Source organism: Amycolatopsis sp. NPDC003676 (assembly GCF_053587275.1).
The window spans coordinates 82,584-103,732 of the sequence record NZ_JBSFNS010000004.1 but is presented as its reverse complement, the minus strand read 5'-3'; the positions used below and the strand labels follow the sequence as shown (position 1 = coordinate 103,732).

General features: G+C 68.7%; 23 protein-coding genes. 10 read left to right on the top strand and 13 right to left on the bottom strand.

Features of this window, described 5'->3' with window-relative positions; translation table 11 throughout:
* The first annotated feature begins 88 nt into the window (after positions 1-88).
* Positions 89-1,360: a sensor histidine kinase gene (locus ACWDNU_RS03865; protein WP_449667653.1), complete on the top strand. Its 1,272-nt coding sequence runs from the start codon at positions 89-91 to the stop codon at positions 1,358-1,360.
* Positions 1,361-1,451: 91 nt separating this feature from the next.
* Here ACWDNU_RS03865 and ACWDNU_RS03860 read toward each other — a convergent pair whose 3' ends face one another.
* The 5 genes from ACWDNU_RS03860 to ACWDNU_RS03840 form a co-directional block, all read right to left on the bottom strand.
* Positions 1,452-2,096, bottom strand: a complete 645-nt coding sequence (locus ACWDNU_RS03860) for a LuxR C-terminal-related transcriptional regulator (protein ID WP_370939856.1) — start codon at positions 2,094-2,096, stop codon at positions 1,452-1,454.
* 41 nt (positions 2,097-2,137) lie between these two features.
* The gene (locus ACWDNU_RS03855) at positions 2,138-2,920 is read right to left on the bottom strand and encodes a hypothetical protein (RefSeq protein WP_449667652.1); all 783 of its coding nucleotides are present in this window, start codon (positions 2,918-2,920) and stop codon (positions 2,138-2,140) included.
* Entirely contained in the window at positions 2,920-4,206 is a 1,287-nt protein-coding gene (locus tag ACWDNU_RS03850; RefSeq protein WP_449667651.1) for a type III PLP-dependent enzyme, read from the bottom strand. Before ACWDNU_RS03850 ends, ACWDNU_RS03855 begins: the two co-directional genes overlap by 1 nt.
* Positions 4,207-4,219: 13 nt before the next feature.
* On the bottom strand, positions 4,220-5,134 hold the full coding sequence (locus ACWDNU_RS03845; RefSeq protein WP_449667650.1) for a 3-oxoacyl-[acyl-carrier-protein] synthase III C-terminal domain-containing protein: 915 nt from the start codon (positions 5,132-5,134) through the stop codon (positions 4,220-4,222).
* Between the two features lie 73 nt (positions 5,135-5,207).
* The gene (locus tag ACWDNU_RS03840) at positions 5,208-5,567 is read right to left on the bottom strand and encodes a hypothetical protein (protein WP_449667649.1); all 360 of its coding nucleotides are present in this window, start codon (positions 5,565-5,567) and stop codon (positions 5,208-5,210) included.
* 45 nt (positions 5,568-5,612) lie between these two features.
* On the opposite strand from ACWDNU_RS03840, the gene ACWDNU_RS03835 reads away from it, so the two are divergent.
* From ACWDNU_RS03835 to ACWDNU_RS03825, 3 genes are read left to right on the top strand one after another with little or no spacing between them, the layout of a single operon-like run.
* The gene (locus tag ACWDNU_RS03835; protein ID WP_449667648.1) at positions 5,613-6,065 is read left to right on the top strand and encodes a MarR family winged helix-turn-helix transcriptional regulator; all 453 of its coding nucleotides are present in this window, start codon (positions 5,613-5,615) and stop codon (positions 6,063-6,065) included.
* Positions 6,066-6,102: 37 nt separating this feature from the next.
* Positions 6,103-6,996, top strand: a complete 894-nt coding sequence (locus ACWDNU_RS03830) for an NAD(P)H-binding protein (RefSeq protein ID WP_449667647.1) — start codon at positions 6,103-6,105, stop codon at positions 6,994-6,996.
* Positions 6,993-7,598, top strand: coding sequence for a CPBP family intramembrane glutamic endopeptidase (locus ACWDNU_RS03825; protein ID WP_449667646.1), 606 nt, complete (start codon positions 6,993-6,995; stop codon positions 7,596-7,598). Before ACWDNU_RS03830 ends, ACWDNU_RS03825 begins: the two co-directional genes overlap by 4 nt.
* On the opposite strand, the gene ACWDNU_RS03820 is transcribed toward ACWDNU_RS03825, so the two are convergent.
* Both ACWDNU_RS03820 and ACWDNU_RS03815 read right to left on the bottom strand, forming a co-directional pair.
* Positions 7,568-8,749 carry an FAD-dependent oxidoreductase gene (locus tag ACWDNU_RS03820; RefSeq protein WP_449667645.1) on the bottom strand — a complete coding sequence of 394 codons (1,182 nt, stop codon included), beginning with the start codon at positions 8,747-8,749 and terminating at the stop codon, positions 7,568-7,570. The genes ACWDNU_RS03825 and ACWDNU_RS03820 overlap by 31 nt on opposite strands.
* Entirely contained in the window at positions 8,746-9,201 is a 456-nt protein-coding gene (locus tag ACWDNU_RS03815; RefSeq protein WP_449667644.1) for a nitroreductase family deazaflavin-dependent oxidoreductase, read from the bottom strand. The genes ACWDNU_RS03820 and ACWDNU_RS03815 overlap by 4 nt, the downstream gene beginning before the upstream one ends.
* A 47-nt stretch (positions 9,202-9,248) precedes the next feature.
* On the opposite strand from ACWDNU_RS03815, the gene ACWDNU_RS03810 reads away from it, so the two are divergent.
* Positions 9,249-9,698, top strand: a complete 450-nt coding sequence (locus ACWDNU_RS03810; RefSeq protein WP_449667643.1) for a MarR family winged helix-turn-helix transcriptional regulator — start codon at positions 9,249-9,251, stop codon at positions 9,696-9,698.
* On the opposite strand, the gene ACWDNU_RS03805 is transcribed toward ACWDNU_RS03810, so the two are convergent.
* Positions 9,689-10,306 (bottom strand): VC0807 family protein, encoded by a 618-nt coding sequence (locus ACWDNU_RS03805; protein WP_449667642.1) that lies wholly within the window; start codon positions 10,304-10,306, stop codon positions 9,689-9,691. The genes ACWDNU_RS03810 and ACWDNU_RS03805 overlap by 10 nt on opposite strands.
* Before the next feature lie 223 nt (positions 10,307-10,529).
* Here ACWDNU_RS03805 and ACWDNU_RS03800 point away from each other — a divergent pair, with 223 nt between their 5' ends.
* The 5 genes from ACWDNU_RS03800 to ACWDNU_RS03780 all read left to right on the top strand — a co-directional run bounded on the left by ACWDNU_RS03800 (position 10,530) and on the right by ACWDNU_RS03780 (position 15,813).
* Complete coding sequence (locus ACWDNU_RS03800) at positions 10,530-11,138, top strand: DUF1453 domain-containing protein (protein ID WP_449667641.1); 609 nt, start codon at positions 10,530-10,532, stop codon at positions 11,136-11,138.
* On the top strand, positions 11,135-12,289 hold the full coding sequence (locus tag ACWDNU_RS03795; RefSeq protein ID WP_449667640.1) for a sensor histidine kinase: 1,155 nt from the start codon (positions 11,135-11,137) through the stop codon (positions 12,287-12,289). The genes ACWDNU_RS03800 and ACWDNU_RS03795 overlap by 4 nt, the downstream gene beginning before the upstream one ends.
* Entirely contained in the window at positions 12,286-12,942 is a 657-nt protein-coding gene (locus ACWDNU_RS03790; RefSeq protein ID WP_449667639.1) for a response regulator, read from the top strand. The genes ACWDNU_RS03795 and ACWDNU_RS03790 overlap by 4 nt, the downstream gene beginning before the upstream one ends.
* A gap of 132 nt (positions 12,943-13,074) precedes the next feature.
* Complete coding sequence (locus ACWDNU_RS03785; RefSeq protein WP_449667638.1) at positions 13,075-13,470, top strand: hypothetical protein; 396 nt, start codon at positions 13,075-13,077, stop codon at positions 13,468-13,470.
* Between the two features lie 177 nt (positions 13,471-13,647).
* The gene (locus ACWDNU_RS03780) at positions 13,648-15,813 is read left to right on the top strand and encodes a BTAD domain-containing putative transcriptional regulator (RefSeq protein WP_449667637.1); all 2,166 of its coding nucleotides are present in this window, start codon (positions 13,648-13,650) and stop codon (positions 15,811-15,813) included.
* Here ACWDNU_RS03780 and ACWDNU_RS03775 read toward each other — a convergent pair.
* The 5 genes from ACWDNU_RS03775 to ACWDNU_RS03755 form a co-directional block, all read right to left on the bottom strand.
* On the bottom strand, positions 15,767-16,333 hold the full coding sequence (locus ACWDNU_RS03775) for a hypothetical protein (protein ID WP_449667636.1): 567 nt from the start codon (positions 16,331-16,333) through the stop codon (positions 15,767-15,769). The two genes, ACWDNU_RS03780 and ACWDNU_RS03775, sit on opposite strands and share 47 nt — an antisense overlap.
* Entirely contained in the window at positions 16,330-17,943 is a 1,614-nt protein-coding gene (locus tag ACWDNU_RS03770; protein WP_449667635.1) for a substrate-binding domain-containing protein, read from the bottom strand. The genes ACWDNU_RS03775 and ACWDNU_RS03770 overlap by 4 nt, the downstream gene beginning before the upstream one ends.
* Entirely contained in the window at positions 17,940-19,079 is a 1,140-nt protein-coding gene (locus ACWDNU_RS03765; RefSeq protein ID WP_449667634.1) for a toxic anion resistance protein, read from the bottom strand. Before ACWDNU_RS03765 ends, ACWDNU_RS03770 begins: the two co-directional genes overlap by 4 nt.
* Positions 19,079-20,155, bottom strand: coding sequence for a hypothetical protein (locus ACWDNU_RS03760; RefSeq protein ID WP_449667633.1), 1,077 nt, complete (start codon positions 20,153-20,155; stop codon positions 19,079-19,081). The genes ACWDNU_RS03765 and ACWDNU_RS03760 overlap by 1 nt, the downstream gene beginning before the upstream one ends.
* A 133-nt stretch (positions 20,156-20,288) precedes the next feature.
* Positions 20,289-21,104 carry a hypothetical protein gene (locus ACWDNU_RS03755; protein ID WP_449667632.1) on the bottom strand — a complete coding sequence of 272 codons (816 nt, stop codon included), beginning with the start codon at positions 21,102-21,104 and terminating at the stop codon, positions 20,289-20,291.
* Between the last annotated feature and the right edge of the window lie 45 nt (positions 21,105-21,149).

Genomic DNA, 21,149 nt, shown 5'->3' with positions numbered 1-21,149 from the left:
GCGGCCGATTCCGATGGTGCTAGCTCTTCGATCCGGACTGGTCCTAGCACCCCTGCCGGGAAAGCGCGGAACAGCACATAATCGGGATATGCCCTCCACCGATGCCCGCGAGCCGAAGCCCTGGTTCGCGAGAGGCGGCCTCGCCGTGCTGCACAGCACCGCGCTGGGGCTGCTCGCACCGGTCGAGGCGGTGCTTTTCGGCCTGCTGGCCTGCGCCGCTTCGCTGCTGGGCGTCGGCGTCGGGGTGTTCCTGATTCCGCCGGTGGTCTACGCCGTTCGTGCAGTCGCCAATCTGCAGCGGAAACTGCACGGCACCTGGACCGGGCGGAAGGTGGAACGACCGTATCTCCCGCTGCCCGAGGGCACGCGGTTCTTTCAGGTGTTCGCGCGGTTGCTGGCCGACCGTGCCACTTGGCGGGACACCGCTTGGCTGCTGGTGGACTGCACCATCGGCTGCCTGCTGACGCTGGCCCCGTTAGCCCTCGTGATCGACGGCGTGCGCGGGTTGTTGATGCCGTTGCTCTATCCGGTGCTGGACGATCTGTGGCTCGGCGATTGGTACGTCGCGTGGCCGGTGGACAACCCGGCGGTCGCCTGGATCGCCGTCGTGCTCGGCCTGCTGCATTTCCCGCTCGTGCTCTGGGCAGCGCCGCACCTGCTGAAGCTGCACGCGGCGCTGGCGGCGAAATTCCTTTCCCCGTCGGAAAGCACCGTCCTCGCGCAGCGCGTCCAGCACCTCACGACGACGCGCGACGACGCCGTCGGCCATCAGGCGCTGGAGCTGCGCCGGATCGAACGCAACCTGCACGACGGCGCGCAAGCCCGGCTGGTCGCGATGGGCATGACGCTCGACGCGGCGGCGAAACTCGCCGAACGGCAGCCGGAAGCCGCGAAGAGCCTGCTGGAAGAGGCCAAGGCGAGTTCGGTGAAAGCCCTGCAGGAACTGCGCGATCTGGTGCGCGGGATCCAGCCGCCGGTGCTGGTCGACCGCGGGCTCGCCGACGCGGTCCGCGAACTCGGGATGGAGGCGACGCTGGAGATGGAAACCACCGTCGACCTTCCCGGCAGGTTCGCGCCCGCCGTCGAGACGGCCGCGTATTTCACCGTTTCCGAGGTGCTCAACAACGCGATGAAGCATTCCGGCGCGGATTCCGGGAAAATCGACGTGCACCATTCCGGCGGCCGGCTGTCCATCACGGTCACCGACTACGGCAAGGGCGGCGCGGACCCGGCCAAGGGCACCGGGCTGCGGGAACTCGAACGCCGGCTCGCGCCGCTGGACGGATTCCTCACCGTGCTCAGCCCGCTCGGCGGCCCGACCTCGGTGGTCATCGAAATCCCCTGCGAACCGATCGGCTGACGCTCGCCGGCGGGGCCGGTTTGCGTGCCGTGAGGGGAACCCTGAGGGACTCTGATTCCCTCAGGGTTCCCCTCACGAACCGCGGGAAGACTCAGTGGCGCAGGTAGGCCAGCACTGCCTGCACCCGGCGGTTGCTGTCCTCGGACACCGGCAGCTGCAGTTTCGCCAGGATGTTGTTGATGTGCTTGGACACCGCCTTCTCGGTGATGAACAGCTCGGCGGCGATGTTGCTGTTGGACCGGCCCTCGGCGATCAGCCGGAGCACGTCGTTCTCGCGCGGGGTGAGGCTTTCCAGCGCACGGTCGCGGGTGTTGTGCGTGAACAGCCTCGACACGACTTCGGGGTCCATCATCGTGTTGCCCGCGGCGACCCCGCGCAGCACGTCGACGAAATGGTCGCCGTCGAGCACCCGGTCCTTGAGCTGGTAGCCGACCGCGCCCGCGCCGTCGGCCAGCAATTCGTTGACGTACAAGCGTTCGACGTACTGCGACAGCACCAGCACCGGCAGCCCCGGCACCTGACGACGGGCCTCGATCGCCGCGCGCAGCCCCTCGTCGGTGAACGACGGCGGGAGCCGGATGTCGACCACGCCGATGTCCGGCTTCTCCGTGACCAGCGCGTTCAGCAGATCCGGCCCGTTGTCGAGCGCCGCGACGATCGTCATCCCGTGCGCTTCGAGCAGCCGGACCAGCCCGTCGCGGAGCAGGAACTGGTCTTCGCCGATGACCACGCGCACAGAGCTTCACCTTTTCTTCGCCGCGGCTGTTCCGCTCCCGATTATAGGGGCGCGGACGGCTCGATTTCCCGGGCGAAGGCGCAGATTCCGAGAGTTCCTCGAATCGGGTCGTAATCGGCGAGTACAGCGGGAGGTTCGGCCCACAGCGCGGTGGCGGAGCGTACTTCGGCGACTGGGCTGCCGGTGAGACCTGGTCCGTAACGGTCTGCTGGCGCTAGCCGATCAGCCTCGGCTCGCGCGTCGGCTTGGGCAATCCCGGGCAGCACCGCGACTCGGGTGCTGCCCATTCCGGCCTCGAACAGCAGCGCGGCCGCCGCGTCCACCGGCGGGCGTACTCCGGCGTACGGCATGCCTCGTTGCTCCATGACGAGGATCAGCACGCGCTGCATCGGCCTGCGCCGCACATATCCGGCCGCCACTCGCAGAGCAAGGAAACCGGCGAGCGTGCCCTGCCCGGAAACCGAGTACGTCATCGGACCGCCCGGCAGCACCGCGGTCAGGTTGACCGGAGCGGAAAGGCGCGGGTCGAAATCGGGGCCGTCGTGCGCGACGACGACCAGGTCGATCGGCTCGCTCACCTGGCCGTCGAGCAGTTCCCGGGCCAGGGAGATGAACGTGTTGCCCTCAGCCTGAGCGACCAACTCTGAGGAGTAGCCGACGTCGTGCCCAGCGGCCAGGTCGGTGAAGTACCGCGTCATGATCGGGCCGTCGAGCCGATCGGTGCCGGACTCGAATCGCCGGTACAGCACGGTTTTCAATCCCATCGGCAGCACCGCGAACGGCGAGGTGCGCGTCGCTGCCGTGGGGGCACCAGCACTGAACATCAGCCCTCCACCACGGGAACCGGCAACCGGTGCAGGTGCTGACGGCGCAATAGGTCCTCCGGCTGGTCCCGTTCACTGATCACATAGGACTGTCCATCATGGACCAACACCTCAGCGGGATAGCCGTGGCTGAGGAACAGCACCGGCGACGCGCTCGGCCCGTAAGCACCGGAGCGTTCCACCCCGATCAGGTCGCCCGGCTGGACCGGCGGCAGCGGGATCTTCTTGCCCAGCACGTCGTTCGGCGTGCACAGCGGGCCGGTGATCTGCCAGGTTTCGGTGGCCGGTTCGTCGATCCGGTTGAGCAGCCGCATCGGGAAGTCGCGTTTGACGTAGGAGCCGATCCCGACCGCGGCCATGTGGTGGTTCGTGCCGCCGTCGGCGACCGCGAAGTTCTGTCCCAGCGAGGTTTTGACGTAACGCACGCGCACGACGTAGGTGCCGCTCATCGCGGTGAGGTAGCGGCCCAGCTCCATCACCAGCCGGGTGTCCGGGTGCCGCGTGGCGAACTCGTCGATCACCGGGTTGAGCCGGGAGGTCAGCAGATCGAGGTCGAGGTCGCGTTCCCCCTCGAAGTACGCCACGCCCAGTCCGCCGCCGACGTCGACCAGGTCGAGCCCGAAGCCCAGCCGCGCGGACAGCTGCTCGGCCAGCGCGAAGATGCGAGTGGTGTTCTCCACCACCGATTCCTCGCTGAGAATGCGCGTGCCCATGTACACCTGGACGCCCATGATCTGCACGTTCGCGTGCCGGGAAACCAGATCCTCGGCGGCGAACAACTGCTCCTCGTCAATGCCGAACTGACGGGGTTTTCCGCCCATGGTCAGCCCGGATCCCTTGACCGCGAAGCTCGGATTGACCCGCAACGCCACCCGCGCTCGAACCCCGCGCGCTCCGGCGAGCCGGTCGATCAAGGCCAGCTCGCCGAAGGATTCGCAGACAATCGCCGCGATGTCCTCGTCCAGACAGGCTTCGAGTTCGGCCTGACTCTTGCCGGGACCAAGGAAAATGATGTCGCGCGGTTCGACGCCAGCACGGCGTGCGGTGCGCAGCTCGGCGAGGCTCGACACCTCGGCGCGGGCCCCATTGTCGTGCAGCACAGCGAGAATCGACACGTTCGGGTTCGACTTCAGCGAGAAGAAAACCTCCATGCTGGCGTGCAGTTCCCGCCGCAGCCGGGACATCCGCCCGGCCAGTTCGCCGCCGTCGTAGACGAACAGCGGGGTGCCGTAACGGTCCGCCAGTTCGGTGATCCCGACGCCCTCGATCTCGAGTTCCGTACTCATCAGGTTCTGCTCCCTAGTGTTCGAAGACCATCGCGGAAAACGTCGAGCCGAGGCCGACCGAAACCATCAGGTAGCGCTCGCCCGGGTTCAGCAGCCCGAGGCAAGTCGCGGTGTGGTAGTTGAGAAACGGGTCCGCGCAGAAGCAATGACCGGTGCGTGGGACGTTGCCGAGGAAGATCTTTTTGCGCGGCACCTCCATCGCTTCGGCCGCGCGGATCCACGAAACTTTGTTGACGTTGTGCGGAAGCACGAGCGCGAGATCGCTTGCCGCGCACCCGGCGGCTTCGAGCGCGGCGCGGGTGACGTCGCCCAGCGCGTCCGGATAGATCTGCCGGAAGACCTTGTTCTGCTCTTCGTTCGTGATGACCTCGCCGCCCGGCCCGCCGAGCGTCGTCGTCGCGTAGCCGAGCAGCCGATCCCGTTGCCCGCCAGGGGCGACCAGTACCGCGGCCGTCCCCTCGCCCATCACCGCGACGTCCGGGATCATCTGCGCGGCCGGCGTGAAAGCCTTCTCCCCGGCGAGAATCAACGCCAGCGCGTCGGGGTCGCCGTCCTGTTCGAGCAGCGCACCGGCGAGGTCGAGAGCGAGCAGCCCGGACGCGCACGCGTGATCGGTGACGGTGAAAGCCAGCGCGTTCCGGAGTCCCAGCCGCTGCCGCACTTCGGCCAGCGGATCGAGCGGAAACGGCGACGCCGCGGGCACTGTCTTGGGCCGCAGCACGTACCGGACGCGCTCCTCCACCCCGGCGAACCCGTCGAGCTTCGCGACCGCGCCGAGCAGCATCTCGGCCTCGGATTCGGGTGACCGGCAGACCTCGGACAACCCGTAGATGCGATGCAGCCTGCGCAACTGGGCGTCGGTGAGGTCGAGTTCGTCCTGCAGCGACGCGATCGGCACCGCGGCGGGCAGATAACTGGACACAGACATCAGGCACGTCACCCCGACAGAGTCGCAACCGCCACTGACGCGACGCTGACGCGCGGCTTTCAGGCCGGTTCGCTCACCACAGCGCGACGGCGGTGAGCACATGCACCGCACCCACCACGGAGCTTCCCGCGATCATGCCCCGTTCCCCGCGGAAAACTCCGATGCCGACGTCCCCCGCCTGCGCGGCCGCCGCCGCGAGCAGGACCACCGCGCCGACTGGTCCAGACCAGAGCAGCGGCACCACCGCGGCCGCACCACCCAGCGGCACGGCTCTCACCGCATACATCCAGCCGTAGAACTTCTCGCCGCTCGTCGGCGCTTCACTGCGGCTCAACGCCGCCGGTCGCACTGCCGCGACCACCGCGAAAGCGACGCCGACCACCGCGAGCACGGCATTGGCCATCACCAGGACGATCATCATTACCTCACTCATCAACTATTCACAGATTGAACTGTTCACGGATGATAGAGTACCCGCGTGGCGACCAACAGTTCTTTGCCCGAGACCTCGGCGTTCCGGCTCATGGTGCTCGGCACCGACTTGGCCAACGACTTCGCCGAGCACCTCCGCGAAACCGGCCTGACGCCCAAACACCTCGGGACGCTCGCCATGGTCGAACAGGGTTTTGCCCGGACCCAGGACGACATCGCGCGACTCATGCGGGTGAGTCCCAGCCTGGTCGTCCGGCTGGCGGACCAGCTGGAGCAGCGCGACTTGATCGAGCGGCGGCGAGACCCGGACAACCGGCGCAAGCACATCCTCACCGTCACCGAGGAAGGGAAATCCCTGCTGGCCGAGATGGGTTCGCTCGCGGCGGCCGTCGACAACGAACTGGCCGAGCGGCTCGGCCAGCGCCTCAGCGGACGGCTGGACGAGGCGCTCGCGCAGCTGATGGGCAAGCTCATGGAGGACCGGCAGCGCCCCCGGTGATCAGCGGGATCCCGCTAGTCCGGCTACCGTCGGAAGCATGCGTGCACTGGTAGCCGGAGCCTCGGGGTTCGTCGGCAGCCGGCTGTGCCCGGCGCTGGAAGAAGCCGGGCACCACGTGCTCGCCATGACCCGCCGTCCGGAGAACTACCGCGGGGCGGGCGAGCCGGTCCACGGCGACGTCGCCGACATCGGTTCCCTGCGGGACGCGCTCAAGAACGTCGAAGTCGCCTACTACCTGGTGCATTCCCTGGACAGCACCGACTTCCAGCAACGCGACGCCAACGCCGCCCGCGCGTTCGCCCGGGCCGCTGCCGAGGCGGGGGTGCGCCGGATCGTCTACCTCGGCGGTCTCGGCGACGACGGCGATTCGCTGTCCGAACATCTGGCCAGCAGGCGCGAGGTCGAACGGCTGCTGGCGGAGACCGGCGTGCCGGTGACCGTGTTGCGCGCGGGGATCGTCATCGGGCACGGCGGCACCTCGTGGGAGCTGACCCGCCAGCTCGTCGAACGACTGCCCGCCATGATCACGCCGCGCTGGGTCGGCACGCGCACCCAGCCGATCGCGCTCGCCGACGTCGTCCGCTATCTCGCCGGTGTGCTGGAGCATCCCGAGACCGAGGGCCGGACGTTCGACATCGGCGGCCCCGAGGTGCTGACCTACCGGGAGATGCTGCAGCGCGTCGCGGTCATCGAGGGCAGGATGCTGGCGATTGTGCCGGTCCCGCTGCTTTCGCCCCGGCTGTCGTCCTACTGGCTTTCGCTGGTCACCGACATCGACGCCACGACCGGGCGCGCGCTGATCGACTCGATGGGCAACGAGGTCGTCGTCCGCGACGACGCGATCCGCCGGATCGTCGAGTTCGAGCCGCTGGGCTACAACGACGCCGTGCTGCAAGCACTCGGCGAACGCGCGCGGCGGCGGGCCAGGTGAAGACGTTCCTGAAAGCGGTGACCGCGGCGGGTTCCGGGCTCCTGGGCGCGTCGCTGGCCAGCAAACCCGGGTCGCGGCGGTTCCACGTCCTGACCGCGTCGGTCGCGGCGACCTGGTTCGCCGGTGCGCGGGCCGCGGGACCTGTGTCACGGGGCCGTCCGGACGTCGTGCAGCCGGTGCTGGCAGGCGCGGGCGCGTTCGGAGCGTTCTACGGTTGCGCACTGGTCGCTCGCCGGATTCCGTTGCTGCGCCGGGCAATCACCGGCGTGCTCAGCCACGCCCACCACGGTTCGACGCCGACCGTGGTGACGACTGCGCTCGTAACCGGTGCCGCTGAAGAGGTTTTCTTCCGCGGTGCGCTTTACGACGCGTTCGGCGCGCGAGAATCGACCGCGATCTACGTGCTTTCCACGACGGCGACGCGGAATCCAGCGTTGGTGCTGGCGTCAGCGACGATGGGGACTCTCTTTACGCTGCAACGCCGTCGGAGCGGCGGCGTGCAGGCACCGTTGCTGACGCACCTGACCTGGTCTGCCCTGATGATCGGCTTCCTGCCCCGGCTTTTCCCGCCTCAGTCCAGCTCGGGTGGAGTGGGTCCGTAGGCATTGGCGCGGGCAGCGCGAGCGCGAGCGCCGGGAATGCCGGTGAGCAACCGCAGCAACCGATACGGCGGAGCGGCCGGACGACCACGCTCCCGCGCACGGGCGGCGCGTTGTTCCAGCCGGACTTGCTGTGCCTGCACCTGCCGGATCGCGGGCTCACGCTCGGCCTGAATCCGCGCGAGCGCGGCATCGGACCGATCCCGTACGAGGTGATTGGCCGCGGCGACGGCGTCCTGGACCGCCATGAGGATTCCGTTGCCCCCGACCGGCGAAATAACGTGCGCGGCGTCGCCGATGAGCAGCAGACCCGGACGCCACCAGCGCTCCACCCGCGAGATGTCGACCGACAGCAGGGTCGTCTGGCCGAAATCGGTCAGCAGGTCGGCGCGGTCGGCCAGCCACGGCACATGCTCGGCGAGGAACGTCCGGATCGGACCGACGCCGCGCTCGCGGGCCTCGGCGTATCCGCCCTTGGGCAGGCTGTATCCCACCTGCCAGCCGTTCGTCCCGGCGAGCAGGCCGACGTAGTGGTCCCGCCCGAAGAAGAGATCCACGTCGGCGTCCGGCGGATCCTCGGGACGGTGCGGCAGCCGGAACCACAGCAGGTCGGTGGTGGCCCCGAGGGAGCGGGCCGGAGCGTCAGCCAGTCGGCGGATCCGGGAAAACCGGCCGTCCGCACCGACCACCAGCGAGGCGGGCAAGTCGTGGGTTCCGGCGTCGTCGCGGTATCGGACGCCGGTGACGCGGCCGTCGCGAATCAGCTCGACAACCTTGGCTCCGGTACGCACTTTCGCGCTAGGCAGCGCGGCGGTTTCTTTGGCAAGGAAGTCGAGGAATCGCGCCTGCGGCATCAGCGCGACGTAGTTGTACGGCGAGGCGAGCTTGCCATAGTCCGCGGTGGTGATCGATCCGGCCGGGGTGTGGAAGCGGAAGAACCGTGCTTTGTGGTGCGGCAGGGCGAGCAGCCGGTCGGCCAGGCCGAGGCGGTCGAGGAGTTCGAGGGTGTAGGGATGCAGCGAATCGCCGCGGAAGTCGCGATCGAAGTCGCCGTGCGCTTCCAGCAGCGTGACGGGAATTCCGGCCCGGCCGAGCAGATAGGCGAGCATCATCCCGCCCGGCCCGCCGCCTGCGACGACCACGGGGTCCGTCACGCGTCACTCGTTTCGAGGCGGAACACGGCGATCGAATCCAGGTGCTCGGCGATCTCAGCCGCCGACGCACCGGGACCGACCGGGAACGCGGCGAGCGCCCACGGAGCCTGTACCGCGGCCAGATAAGCCGAGATCACCGACACCGCCTCGTCGCCGTTCACCGGTTGCGCGCGCACGCTTTCGCTGTGGTCGCCAGCTCGGACGCGACAAGCCGGAGCCGCGGCGAGATTGCGCACCCAATCGCGGTTCGCGTCCGGTGACACGAGGTAGCGGCCGCCGCCGAGCCGGAGCACTCCGAGCGGCGTCTGCCGGATTCGGCCGCTGCGGCGTCCGGTCGTCTCGAGCACGCGCAACCCGTAGCCGCCGTCGGGCACCGGCCGCGGATCGGCGGCGAGCAGCTTCCGCACCATCTCGGCGTTGACCTCAGCGAATTCGCTAGATTTTCTAGCCATGTCGCCCAGCGTACCGCTTACCTAGAACTTCTAGCTACCATTCCGCCGTGGCGGACGAACGAGCGGCGCGGGACGTCTCCCTGGCAGTGCGGCGGCTGCTGCAAGCGGGCCGGGGCATGCAGGCGGCTTTGGCGCGCCGGCTGTCGCTGCGGGTCACCGACGTGCAGGCGATCGACCAGGTGGTTTCCAGCCCCGAGCCGATCGGACCGGGCGAACTGGGCAACCGGCTCGGCATCACCTCGGCGTCGGCGACGGTGCTGGTCGACCGCCTCGCCGCCGCCGGGCATCTGGCCCGCGCCGCCGATCCGGCCGACCGGCGGCGCGTCCACCTCCAGGCCACCGACCATGCCCGCGAGGACGTCCGCGCCGCGCTGACCCCGCTGCTCGCCGAGATCGAGACCATCACCAACCGGCTCGACCCCGAGCACGTCCCCGTCGTGCTGTCATTCCTCGACGATGTCGCAGCCGCGATGCGCGCCTACGACCATCAGCCCTGAACCGACTGCTCGAACCGCCGCTTCGTCACCACAGTCCAACCGATCAGCCCCGCGAACGCGACGATCAGCAGCGCCTGCGAGAGAGCAGCCGCCGTGTCGAACGGCAGCGCGTACACGCCCACGATGCGCAGCACCGAATCAGCGGTCAGCCCAACGCCCCACACCAGTGAGATCTGGTACCAGCGCCGCCGCAGGGTCTCGTCCTGTGCGGTGGCGTCGAATTCACGCTGCCGAGCACCGCCCGCCGAATGCGCGAGGCGCCGCGCCGCGTAGTAGGCGAGAGGGCGACCGAGCACGCAGCTGCCGAGCAATGCCGCTCCAGCGCAGAAAGTGGTCACCGATTCCTTCGCCAGCAGGAAGCGCGGATCACCGGTCAGGAAGCTCAGCCCTAGGCCCAGGCCAAAAAGCAGCATGAGAAACGACGAGAACAAGTCGATCCGGCGCTGCGCCACTGCGACCCAGATGGTCCGCAGTCCGGCGACGATCGTGCCGGCCAGCAGCGACACGTACGCACTCGCGCCGAGCAGGTTGGCCGCGTAGTAGACGACGACGGACAAACCGACGTCCAGGAACATCGTGGTGATCATCGTGCGGGTGGACTTGGTCATGCCGGGCTCCCCGTTTTCGGCTTGATTGCTGGGATTCGCCAGAAAACGCTACGGTCGCCGCCGCCCGCCGTCTTGCGGCTGCGGGGGTATCCCGGGTGGAGAAACACCGGCTCGGGTGGAGGGATTTCTCCACCCGGAGTTACCCCGCGCACCGCACGACTCCGGGGCCGTTCCGCCGTAGTTTTCTCGGCATCGGAACGGATGCGAAAGGCAGGAACAACCCATGAGCGGACCCGTGGAGATCGTCCTGATCGTGGCTGCGATCGGCTATCTGATGGTGCGGCGGCTGATCGGCGAACCCGCGCAGGCCAAGCAGATGCTCATCCTGCCCGCGGTGTTGTCCGTCGTCGGTCTCAGCACGTTGTCCGGCGAGGTGAAGACGCCCGCCTCGATGGTCTTCCTCGTCGGGACCGCGGCGATCAGCGTCGTCCTCGGCGTCCTGCGCGGGATGAGCGTCCGGATCTCCCGGCGCGACGGCACCGCCTTCGTCCGCTACACCGCGGTCACCGTCGCGCTGTGGGTGGCGAACATCGTGGTCAAGATCGGCGTGAACGTCGCGCTCGACGCGTTCGCCCCGCAGGACGCCGGCGGCGTCTCCAACAGCATGATGCTCACCATCGGCGTCGGCATCCTCGCCGAAGGGCTGGTCGTGCTCTACCGCGCCCTGCGCGCCGGGCACCAGGTCGTGTGGACCCAGGGCCGCGACGGCGCACCTGCGCAGACGTCTCCGCTGCTGGACAACATCCAGCGCAACCTCAACGGCCGTCCGGCGGAGTGGAACACTCAGTCCGCCCGCGACGCCGCCCCGACGAGGAGGAACCTGGTCCCATGAGCACGCCGGACCAGCGGTCGCTGTCGCTTCTCGGGCAGTACCGGGACGAGCTGATCCAGCCCGTCCTCGTCCTCACCGCCATCGCTTGCACCGCAGTCCAGTGGCCGGACGCGCAGATCGCGTACCGGCCATTGGCCTTGCCGCTGTTCGTGCTCGCCTCGGTCTCCGGGATCGTGTCGCTGCTGCCCTGGACCCGGCTGGCCGAGAGCCGGCAGATCGCCGTGATGAGCGTCTACATGCTGTTCGGCGCGTTGCTCCTGCCGCTGACGCACGGCACGTTCGCGGCGATGTTCCCGTTCGTCGCCGCGTCCGCCTCGGGGGTCAAGCTCGCGTCCCGCCGGGCCGCGGTGACCATCGCGGTCGCCGGCACGGCAGTCGCGGCCGCCGCGACCTGGACGGTCGGCGAGCTGTTGCCGGGCTTCCCGGTGTGGCCGGTGTGGGTGACACTGACCGTGGGTCTGCCGGTCGCTGTCGGCATCTCGCACCACGACCGTCTCGACGCCGTCCGCAACGCGCAGCTCGCCGCCGACGCGGCCCAGCGCGCCCGCGAGTCCGAGGCCCGCGAGGCCGCGCTTGTCGAACGAGGCCGGATCGCGCGCGAAATTCACGACGTTCTCGGTCATTCGCTCTCGGGCATCGCGCTGCAATTGGACATGGCCGATGCACTGCGCGACAGCGGCCGCGACGACGAGGCAGCCGCCGCCGTACGCAAGGCGCGCGCCATCGCCGTCGACTCGATCAACGAAACCCGCCGCGCGGTGCACGCGCTGCGCGAAGACACCTTGCCGCTGTCTGAGACGTTGTGCCAACTTGCCGAACACGCGTCGGCGGAGTTCGTCATCGAGGGCGAAGCCGGGGCGGTCGGCCCGGAGACCACGCACACGATGGTCCGGGCGGCGCAGGAGGCGATGACCAACGCGGCCAAGTACGCGCCGGGCGCGACCCGCAGCCTGCGGCTGGCCTTCACTGCTGATCATGTCAGGCTGACCGTGCACAACGGGCCCGCGACCGAACCGCTGCGCGCCGAACTGGCCGGCGGATCCGGAGTCGGGCTCGTCGGAATGCGCGAACGGGCCGCCCTGCTCGGCGGCTCCCTGCGAGCAGGCCCGGCCGGCGACGGCTGGACCGTGGAACTGGAGCTGCCTCGATGACCGACCGCCCGATCAGCCTCGTTGTCGTCGACGACCAGGCGACCGTCCGCGAGGCGCTCGCGGTCATGCTCGACCTCGCCGAAGACGTCGACGTCGTGGCGACCGCGACCAACGGGGCCGAAGCCGTCGAGGCGGCGCAGCAGCACCGTCCGGACGTGGTGCTGATGGACCTCAACATGCCGGTGCTGGACGGCGTCGGCGCGACCGGGCGCATCCGCGAAACCCAGCCGGGCACCACGGTGCTCGTGCTCACGACGTTCGACGACGACGAATCGATCCTGGCCGCGCTGCAGGCGGGCGCGAGCGGCTACCTGACCAAGGAAGCCGACCGCACCACGATCCTGCACGCCGTGCGCACCGCCGCACAGGGCCAGACCGTGCTCTCGCCCGAGGTGCAGCGGCGGCTTCTCGCGCTGGCCGCCAAACCGGCCCGGCCCGCGGAACCGGATCTCGCGCTGACCGCGCGCGAACGGGAAATCCTCGGCCTGATCGGCGACGGCCTGCGCAATCCGGAAATCGCGGCCGCATTGGTCATCAGCGAGGCCACGGTTAAAACTCACATCAACAACCTTTTCGCCAAAGCCGGTTTCCACTCGCGCGCCGACGCGGTCCGCTACGCGCTCAACTATCAGCACGGCCGGCGCCAGCAATAACTCAATCCGCGCAAGGGTTCTTCACGGTTTCCGCCATGACGCATCGATGCCGCATCCGCGACGCCCCGACCGGACAGCATGGGTCGCGAGGCGCACCACCGAGGTGCGCCCAGGCGCGAAGGAATATTCGTTATGGTTCGATTCACCGGCCCCGGTTCTCTTTGCGAAAGAGCCGCCAAGCCGTTCATCGCCATCGCATTGACTGTCGTCGCGTTGTTCGCGGGCGCGAGCGTCGCCACGGCGGCCCCGGCCGCGCCACCGCGGACCGGAACCCTCAGCTCAGCGGGCTCTCACACGGCGGACCACGCCGTACCGCCGGTATTCACCTGCAACTATTACTCCCGGGCCCCGTTCCACGACGTCGCTCTCAGCTGCGCGGTCCAGTCGGGCGTGATGCGGGTTTACCTCGTCTGCTCGAACAATGCCCAGGTCTACGGCCCCGTCATGTACGCGGGCAACATCTACCGTTTCGTTCTTTCCTGCCCGGGTGTACCGGTGCGAACGATTAACTGGGAATCCTTGGGTTAGCCCGGAAACGTCCGGGGGCGGCCATCCGGCGGGCCGCCCCCGGACGCGTTCCCGGTCCGCTTGGCCGAAACTGCTCGCCCGTAGCGCCGCAGATCCGCCGTCGCCATTGCAAGACCCGGGCAACGGCGGCTAGACACAACAGGTCTTGGTCCGGCGACCGGCTCACGGGTGATCACGATGACGGTACGATTCCGTCTGCTCGGCCCTGTTGGCGTGACAGTGGACGACCGCGCGATCGCACTCGGCCATCAGCAATTGCGCTGCATGGCGGCGGTGTTGCTGATCGAGGCCAACCAGACGGTCTCGATGGACGAACTCATCGACCGGGTCTGGCCCGAAGGCGCGCTCCCCCGGCAGCCGCGCCGGGCGGTGCAGCACAACATTCCGTTGCTGCGCAAGGTGCTCGCTCCGATTCCGGAGGTCGCGCTCACCCGCAACGGCTGCGGTTACCGGCTTTCCGTCGAACCGGACGCGATCGACCTGCACCGTTTCCACGCGCTGCTGGAACAAGCTCGCACCGACTCCCGTGCTGACCAGATCGCCGCGACCGCCCTGGAACAAGCGCTGTCCTTGTGGCAAGGCAAGCCTTTCTCCGATCTCGCCGCCGCGGCCGACATCCCGTGGCTGTGTTCGCTGCGCGCCGCGCTGACCGCGCACCAGCGGACCGCGCGCCTCGATCTGACCGACATCCGGCTGCGCCAAGGCAAACACGCCGAACTGCTCGCCGAACTGGCCGCCGACACCGCGAGCCATCCGTTCGACGAACGCCTCGCCGGGCAGTACCTGCTGGCCCTCTACCGCAGCCGCCGCCAAGCCGAGGCGCTGCAGCATTACCATCGCCTGCAACGTGTTCTGGCCGACGAACTCGGCACCGATCCCAGCCGTCCGCTCCGGCAATTGCACGAGCAGATCCTCGCCGCCGACCCCGCGCTGGCCGCGCCCGCGCCGGAACAGCCGACCAGGCCCTCGGTCCCCCGGCAACTGCCGTGCCCGCCCCGGCGGTTCGCCGGCCGCAGCGGCGAACTCGTCCAACTGGACCGGCACATGGACCTGGCGGGCACGGTCGCGATCGGCGGCACCGGCGGAATCGGCAAAACCTGGCTGGCGCTGCACTGGGCGCACCAGCGGCTCAGCCGGTTCCCGGACGGGCAACTGCACGTCGACCTGCACGGTTTCGATCCGACCGGGCAGCCCGTGGCCGCCGCGGAGGCAGTGCGCGGCTTCCTGGACGCGCTCGGCGTCGTCCCCTCCGCGGTCCCCGTCGACCTGGAAGCGCAAATCGGGCTCTACCGCAGCCTGCTCTCCGGGAAACGGATGCTGCTCGTGCTGGACAACGCCCGCGACATCGACCAGGTCACGCCCCTGCTGCCGGGCACTCCCACCTGCACCGTCCTCATCACCAGCCGCCGCCATCTGGTCGGCCTCGCCGCGCTGTACGGCGTCCACCTGCTCAACCTGGACGTCCTGCCCGACTCCGACGCCCGCGAACTCCTCGCCGGGCATCTCGGCCCGGAGCGGTTGGCCGCTGAACCGGACACGGTCGCCGATCTGCTCGCGATGTGCGCCGGACTGCCGCTGGCAGTGCGGATCGTGGCCGCCCGCGCCCAGCACCACCCGACGTTCCCGCTGGCAGTCCTTGCCGAGGAACTGCGCGACGCCTCCGCCCGCTTGGACGGCCTGAACGCCGGTGGCCTGCGCGTGAATCTGCGGGCGGTGCTGTCCTGGTCGGTCCGCGCGCTGAGTCCGCAAGCGACGCGACTCTTCGGTTTGCTGGGCATCGCTCCCGGCCCGGACATTAGCCTGGCCGCCGCCGAAGCGTTGGTGGCGCTTCCCGCTGCCCAGCTGCGAACGGTCCTGCGCGAATTGGAGATCGCTTCCCTGGTGCAGCAACACGTTCCGGGCCGGTATCGGATGCATGACCTGATCCGTCTCTACGCCAGCGAGACCGCCCAGCACGCCCTCGCCGAAGACGCGCGCGACGCGGCTTTGCGGCGGATCCTGTACTTCTACACGCACACCGCCCACGCCGCCGACCGGCTGCTGAACCCGCGCCAGGACTCGGTCCCGCTCGATCCGCCCGCACCGGACGTCGCGCTCCATCCGCTGCCCGACGCGCTGGCGGCTTTGGCCTGGTGCAACACCGAACACGCCTGCCTGCTCGCCGCCCAGCACACCGCGACCACGCTCGAACGCAACCCCGCCGGCTGGCAACTGGCCTGGGCGCTGGAGACCTTCCACGTCCGACTGTCCCGGCTCTACGACCGCCTCGCCCGATGGCAAGCCCCACCGGACCTCGCTACGGCTCCTCGCCCAGGTAGCGCGTCTGGTCCTTCTGCAGGTTGACCTCCGCCGCGTAATACTCCTCCGCCAGCTGATGCGCCCGCCGCTCGATCAACCCCAACTGGGTCACCAGCTCCTGCCCCGCCTCACCCCGATGCGCGGCGAACCACCGCGGCAGATTGAGATACGTCTGCACCGACAACGGCAAATCCGTCCGCGCCAGCAACAACACCCGATGCTGCAACTCCGGATTCCCCGCCAACCGCCGAGGATCCTCGAGCAGATCCGACAGCATCTCCGCCACCCGCCGCACCGAGTCCATAGTGGACTCCGGAAGCCGACCGGAAGCCGTCTGCACCAAGGTATCCAGCGACGAACGGACCTCAGCCGCCTCCACCGACGGATCCACGACCAGCCGCACCTTCTCCGGTGGGCCGAGCAGCGCGCCCGCGGCATACAACACGACCAGGACCACGAACATCAGCCACAATGGACCGATCACGCCGAGCACGTACAGCAGCAGCCCGGCCAGCGCGCCGACGCAGCCGAAGAGGTTCTTGGTGGAGCCGAACCAGCGTCTCATTGGTACCCGCGAATCTCCTGGAACACGCTGGACAGCTGCACGTTCCTGGCGTCGAAGACCTTGCCGCCGGTCAGTGCGGCGACCTGGCCGAGTTCGTCGCCGCTGCCCTCGCCGAACAGGACCGTGAACACCGGGATCTGCCGCATCGTCGGCGGCAGCGAGCCGAACGCCGCCTTGAACGCGGCGAGGTCGGAGCCGTTCTCGTTCTGGCCGTCGGTCATCAGCACGATCGAGTTGAACCGGTCCGGATCCTTCGCGACGAGCGGCTCCAGCACCTGGTACCCGTGCTGCAAGGTGTCGTAGATGGCGGTGCCGCCGTTAGCCGTCAGGCCGCCGACGTAGTCCTTGATCTTCGCCAGTTCGGGCTGCGGATACTGCTCGGGCACGGTGAACGTCGTCGGCATCCCCGGCTGGGTGTTGAACGGCAGCATCGTGACCTCTTCCCGGCTGCGGAACTGCCGGTATCGGCCGACCAGCGAACTGTCCGCGCCGGTGAGCCCGGACAACGCCGAACGCAGCGCCTCGATCCGGCCGTCTCGCATAGACCCCGACGTGTCCAGCAGGTACAACGTCCGCGACGGGCGGCGGATTTTGCTGAAGTAGGCGGAAAGCAAAGCATCGACGGCCTGCTGCGTCGCCGGGAAAGGCAGCTCGACCAAGTCGTGCGAAGCGAACTGCTGCCCGAGCTGAACGCCGGGGAGGGCTGGTCGGCGCTGCGTAGTGGTCATGATCCGGCGCTGCACATCGGGCGTGCGCAGGTAGTCCGAAAGCTTCTGATGCGCCGTGCGCGCGGCGTCGCTCGCGCCATTGAGCAAGGTGAGCGGGTAATCGGCGGTGACGACGCCGTCCGTCGGGTAGATGAGCGTCAGTGGCTGCGGCAGCTTGCCCGAGGCGTTCAACGACAGCAGGACGGACTCGTAGTTGACCAGCCCGTCGACCTTCTGCCCCGGGTCCTGCCCGGTCGCGCGCTTCTGGAAGGCATCGGACAGCCAGCCCGAAGAGCCCGCCGACATCTGCTGTGCGCTGAAGAACTGCGTGAGCTGCGGCGTGACCGTCTCGATCTGTTTCGCATCGATCGCCGCGCCCGCACCGGCGAGCGCCGAAGCGACCCCGACGAGCGCGGAGAATCCGGAGTTCGACGCCGACGGGTCGGTCATCCCGTAGCTGAACTCCTTCTTCCCGGCCGCCACCGCGATGTCGCCCCAGGTCGGCGCCTTCTTGTCCCAGCCAAGCCGCTGCGCGACCGGTGCCGAGAGCCCGAGCACCACCGGCGAACGCATGATCTTCGCCTGGTTGCCGAGCCGCTTGCTCGCGTCGGGAATGCCTGCCGGGTAACGGTTCGAGGAGAACCACACCGCGTCGTACTTCCCGTCGACACTGCCCTTCGCGAGCGCCTCCGCGCCCTCCAGCGTGCCGGTGAAAGTGAACTTGACCTGCACCCCGGTCGCCTTCGCCGCCTCGTCGAGGACCGGCTGCAGATCGGCCAGCTCGCTGCCCGCGAACACCCGCAACGTGCCCGCCGCGGGCTGGCCCGGATCGGTCGGCTCCGCCGCCGAACAGCCGGCCATCAGCAGCGCGGCGGCCAGCGCCAGTACGCCGAGTCTTCTCACAGCTCCCCCTCGTGCGACCGACGCAGCCGATCCTCCGCGCGCCGCAACTCCCCGGACAGAGATTCCACAGTGGACGCCATTCGCGACACAGCTTCGGCCTTGAACCCATCGATCGCGTCGAACGCCGAGTAGATCCGGTCGAACGACTCGCGCAGGGCGTCGACCGCGATCGCCGGGTCGCTCGAGGCTTTGCGGATTTCCTCGCTCTGCGACTGCAACAGCTCCGCGTTCGCCCGCAGCAGGCCGTTCGTGGTCGCCTGCAGCGCGTTTACCTCGTCGAGCACGTCACGCTGGTTGGCCAACGCCGCGCTCACCAGCATCGCGACGCGCAGCGCGGAAACCGTCGTGGTCGCCGCCCGCTCGACGCCGCGGATCAGCTCATCGTTGGTACGCCGCACCAAATCGAGCGCGAGATACCCCTGTGCGCTCACGGCCAGCTGCGTCAGCACGTCCTGATGCCGCTGGCGGATCGGATACAACAGATCGGCGCGCAAAGCGTTGGCGTGCGCGGGATCCGTCAGGTCGAAGACGCCCGCCTGCCGATCAATCGCCCCGTCGACGGCTTCAGCGAACGCAGCGGCCTCGGCCAGTTTGCCGAGCGTCGCCCAGAGCCGCTCGCGTTCGCCCTTGATCGCCGCGTTGTCGCGCCGCAGCACGTCCTGCCGCACGCGCAACTCGCGGACCAGCGCGTTCACCGGCTCATTCGCCGCCCGATACCGATCGAGCGCCCGCTTCGCGCTGGCTGCGGCCGGGAAGATCCCGAGCAGTTTGCGCCCAGTGATCGGCAGCTTCGCCGGATCGAGTTCCGCGACCGTACGGCGCAGCTCGGTCAGACTCGTCGTCACTTCCTGCTGCGGCGAACGAGCAGCGTCGAGTGCCTTGGTCGACCGGTCGAGCATCGTGCCCGCGACCGTCGCCGCCGTGCGCATGTCCGCCTCGCCGACCGCGAGAATCTCGTCAAGCAACGCGGTGAACTCGGGTGATGTGACGTCGAGCGCTTCGAGCCGCGCGGCGAATTCGTCGGCCCGCTGGGAAATCTCGGCCCGGGTGTCGTCGCCGAGCGTGATCAGCCCGGCAGCGCGTTCCACGGGCACCGCCGCCACCGGTTCGGGCGGGGTGAGAGTGAATTCGTCCATCAGTACTGCTTCTGGATCGCGTCGAGCATGCGTTCCAAGGTCTCGAAACTCGGCGGCTCGACGGCGTCGACGAGTTCGCCGGGCACCTTGGCCTGCGCGGCGACCTCGCGGAACACCTGCGGATTCGTCGTGCGGAACCCGAAGGCGGCGGCGAGCTTGCCGAGTTCCGGATCCGTCGACAGCGCCTGGCCGACCTTGTTTCCGTTGGCGGAGAACGGAACGAGGGTATGCTTGGAATACACCGTCGGCGCCGTGTACAGCATCCGCATGTCCGGACGAATCGAGCCGTCGTTGCGCAGCACGCGGTCGACGTACTGCGATTCGTAGATCAACGCGAGCGGCGTCTTGCCCATCCCCGCCGACAGGTAGTCCTCGAACGGCCCCTCAGTGCTGTTCTGGGTATATCCCTGGTCCAGGAACAACTTCGCGACCTGCGGAAGGACCTTCGCCTCCTGGTCCGGACTGGATACGACGTTGTTCCCGTTGGCCACGAACGAAACGATCGACAGATACATCGCCGCGGAGTTGGACTCGCGCGGGTCGGTAGTGGTCACGAGGACGTTCTTGCGCACCGGGTAGGCCGTGTTGTTCGGCAGCTGATCCCAGCGGGTGCCCGCGAGCTGCAGGTACTTCGCGATGTCGAGCACCTGGTATTCGCCCGCGCCTTTGTGCACCACGCCGTTGCCGCTCAGCAGCTGCACGATGGGCTCGAACGTCGCGACCGCCATCGGCGACTGGAACGGCGTATAGACCGTCGTGACTCTCTTGTCGCGCTGGATCTTCTGCGCCGCTGGCGACGACGAGGGAAACGCGAACTCGTACTTCCCGAGGTCCACGCTCGTCGCGATCTGCCGCGATCCCGCGGTGTCGACCTCGACCTTCAGCCCCTGTTTGGCGAACGCGTCCACTACGCGCTGATCAGTGAAGAAGGCCTGCTTCTCCGACCCGATCACCCCGCGCACAACGGTAATTCCGCCGCCAGCCGCGGAGTCGTCGCCGGACCGCCCCCAGACGACCACCCCCGCCACGGCGAGCACCAAAACCACAGCCAGCCCGATCGACAACCGGCGCTTCACGAACCCTCCCCCACGTCACCTCGAATCCTTCAGCTTTTGACGCGCGGCACGGGGATTTCGGCGTGAACGGTCGATGAACAACCGGGGTCGTTGGTGGCGCGGTGGCGGGATCCGTCTGGTGGCAGGGATTTTCTTACGCCGGGAGGTCGTCGAGGCTGATCCGGAACCAGTCGTCTCCGGTCACGAGGTGCAGGTCCGCGCCCCGCCCGAAGACGCGAGCCTGCCGCGGCACCTCGTGCCCATCGGGCAGGACGAGCCGGTACTCGCCGGTGATCCGGAACTGGCCGTCGTCCAGGACCCCGGTCACCAGCCGATCCCGCAACGGCTCGTGACCACTGCACAACGCGACCCGGGAACCCCGCGCCGCCAAGGCATAGGCATAGGAGCCGCGGATCTCGTTGCGCCACCCGGTCACGCCGCCGCCGCGAATCCGGACGACGGCGAAGTCTGTGTAGCCGCACGCCCAGGCAGTGTCGCCGTCGACGTTGAGCGCGTAACAGTCCAGGATGTGCCCCCAGGCCACCCCAGCGGAGTTGGGATAGTGCCATTCCTCAGCCAAGCCGGCCGAGAACCGCACCAGCCCGCTCCGGCCGATCGGCGGCGCAGCGCCGTCCTCGCCCCAGCCGTTCGAGCCGAGGACGCCTTCATCGAAGTAGCCGACCCAGGTCTCGCCGCTCCGCGTGGTCTGCACGTGCTGGATGCCGTCGCCGAAGGTCTGCTCGGCCACCGCTTCGCCGTCAGCGTCGTAGACGATCGCGTTGCGATCCGGGTTTTCCGGCCGCCACGCGCACCGCGGACCGACCACCAGCACGCGACCATCCGGCAACGGCTGCACCTGCGGAGACGCGAGCCGAAGATCAGGAATCCGCGCGGCGACCGCCATCTCCGGCAGGTGCACGGTCACCCGTACCGGCGTCGGCCGCGATTCCGGCGCGCGCGGAAACCTCACCGGCTGGTTCTCCGGGCCCGACCACAACGCATCAGCTCGCCGAAC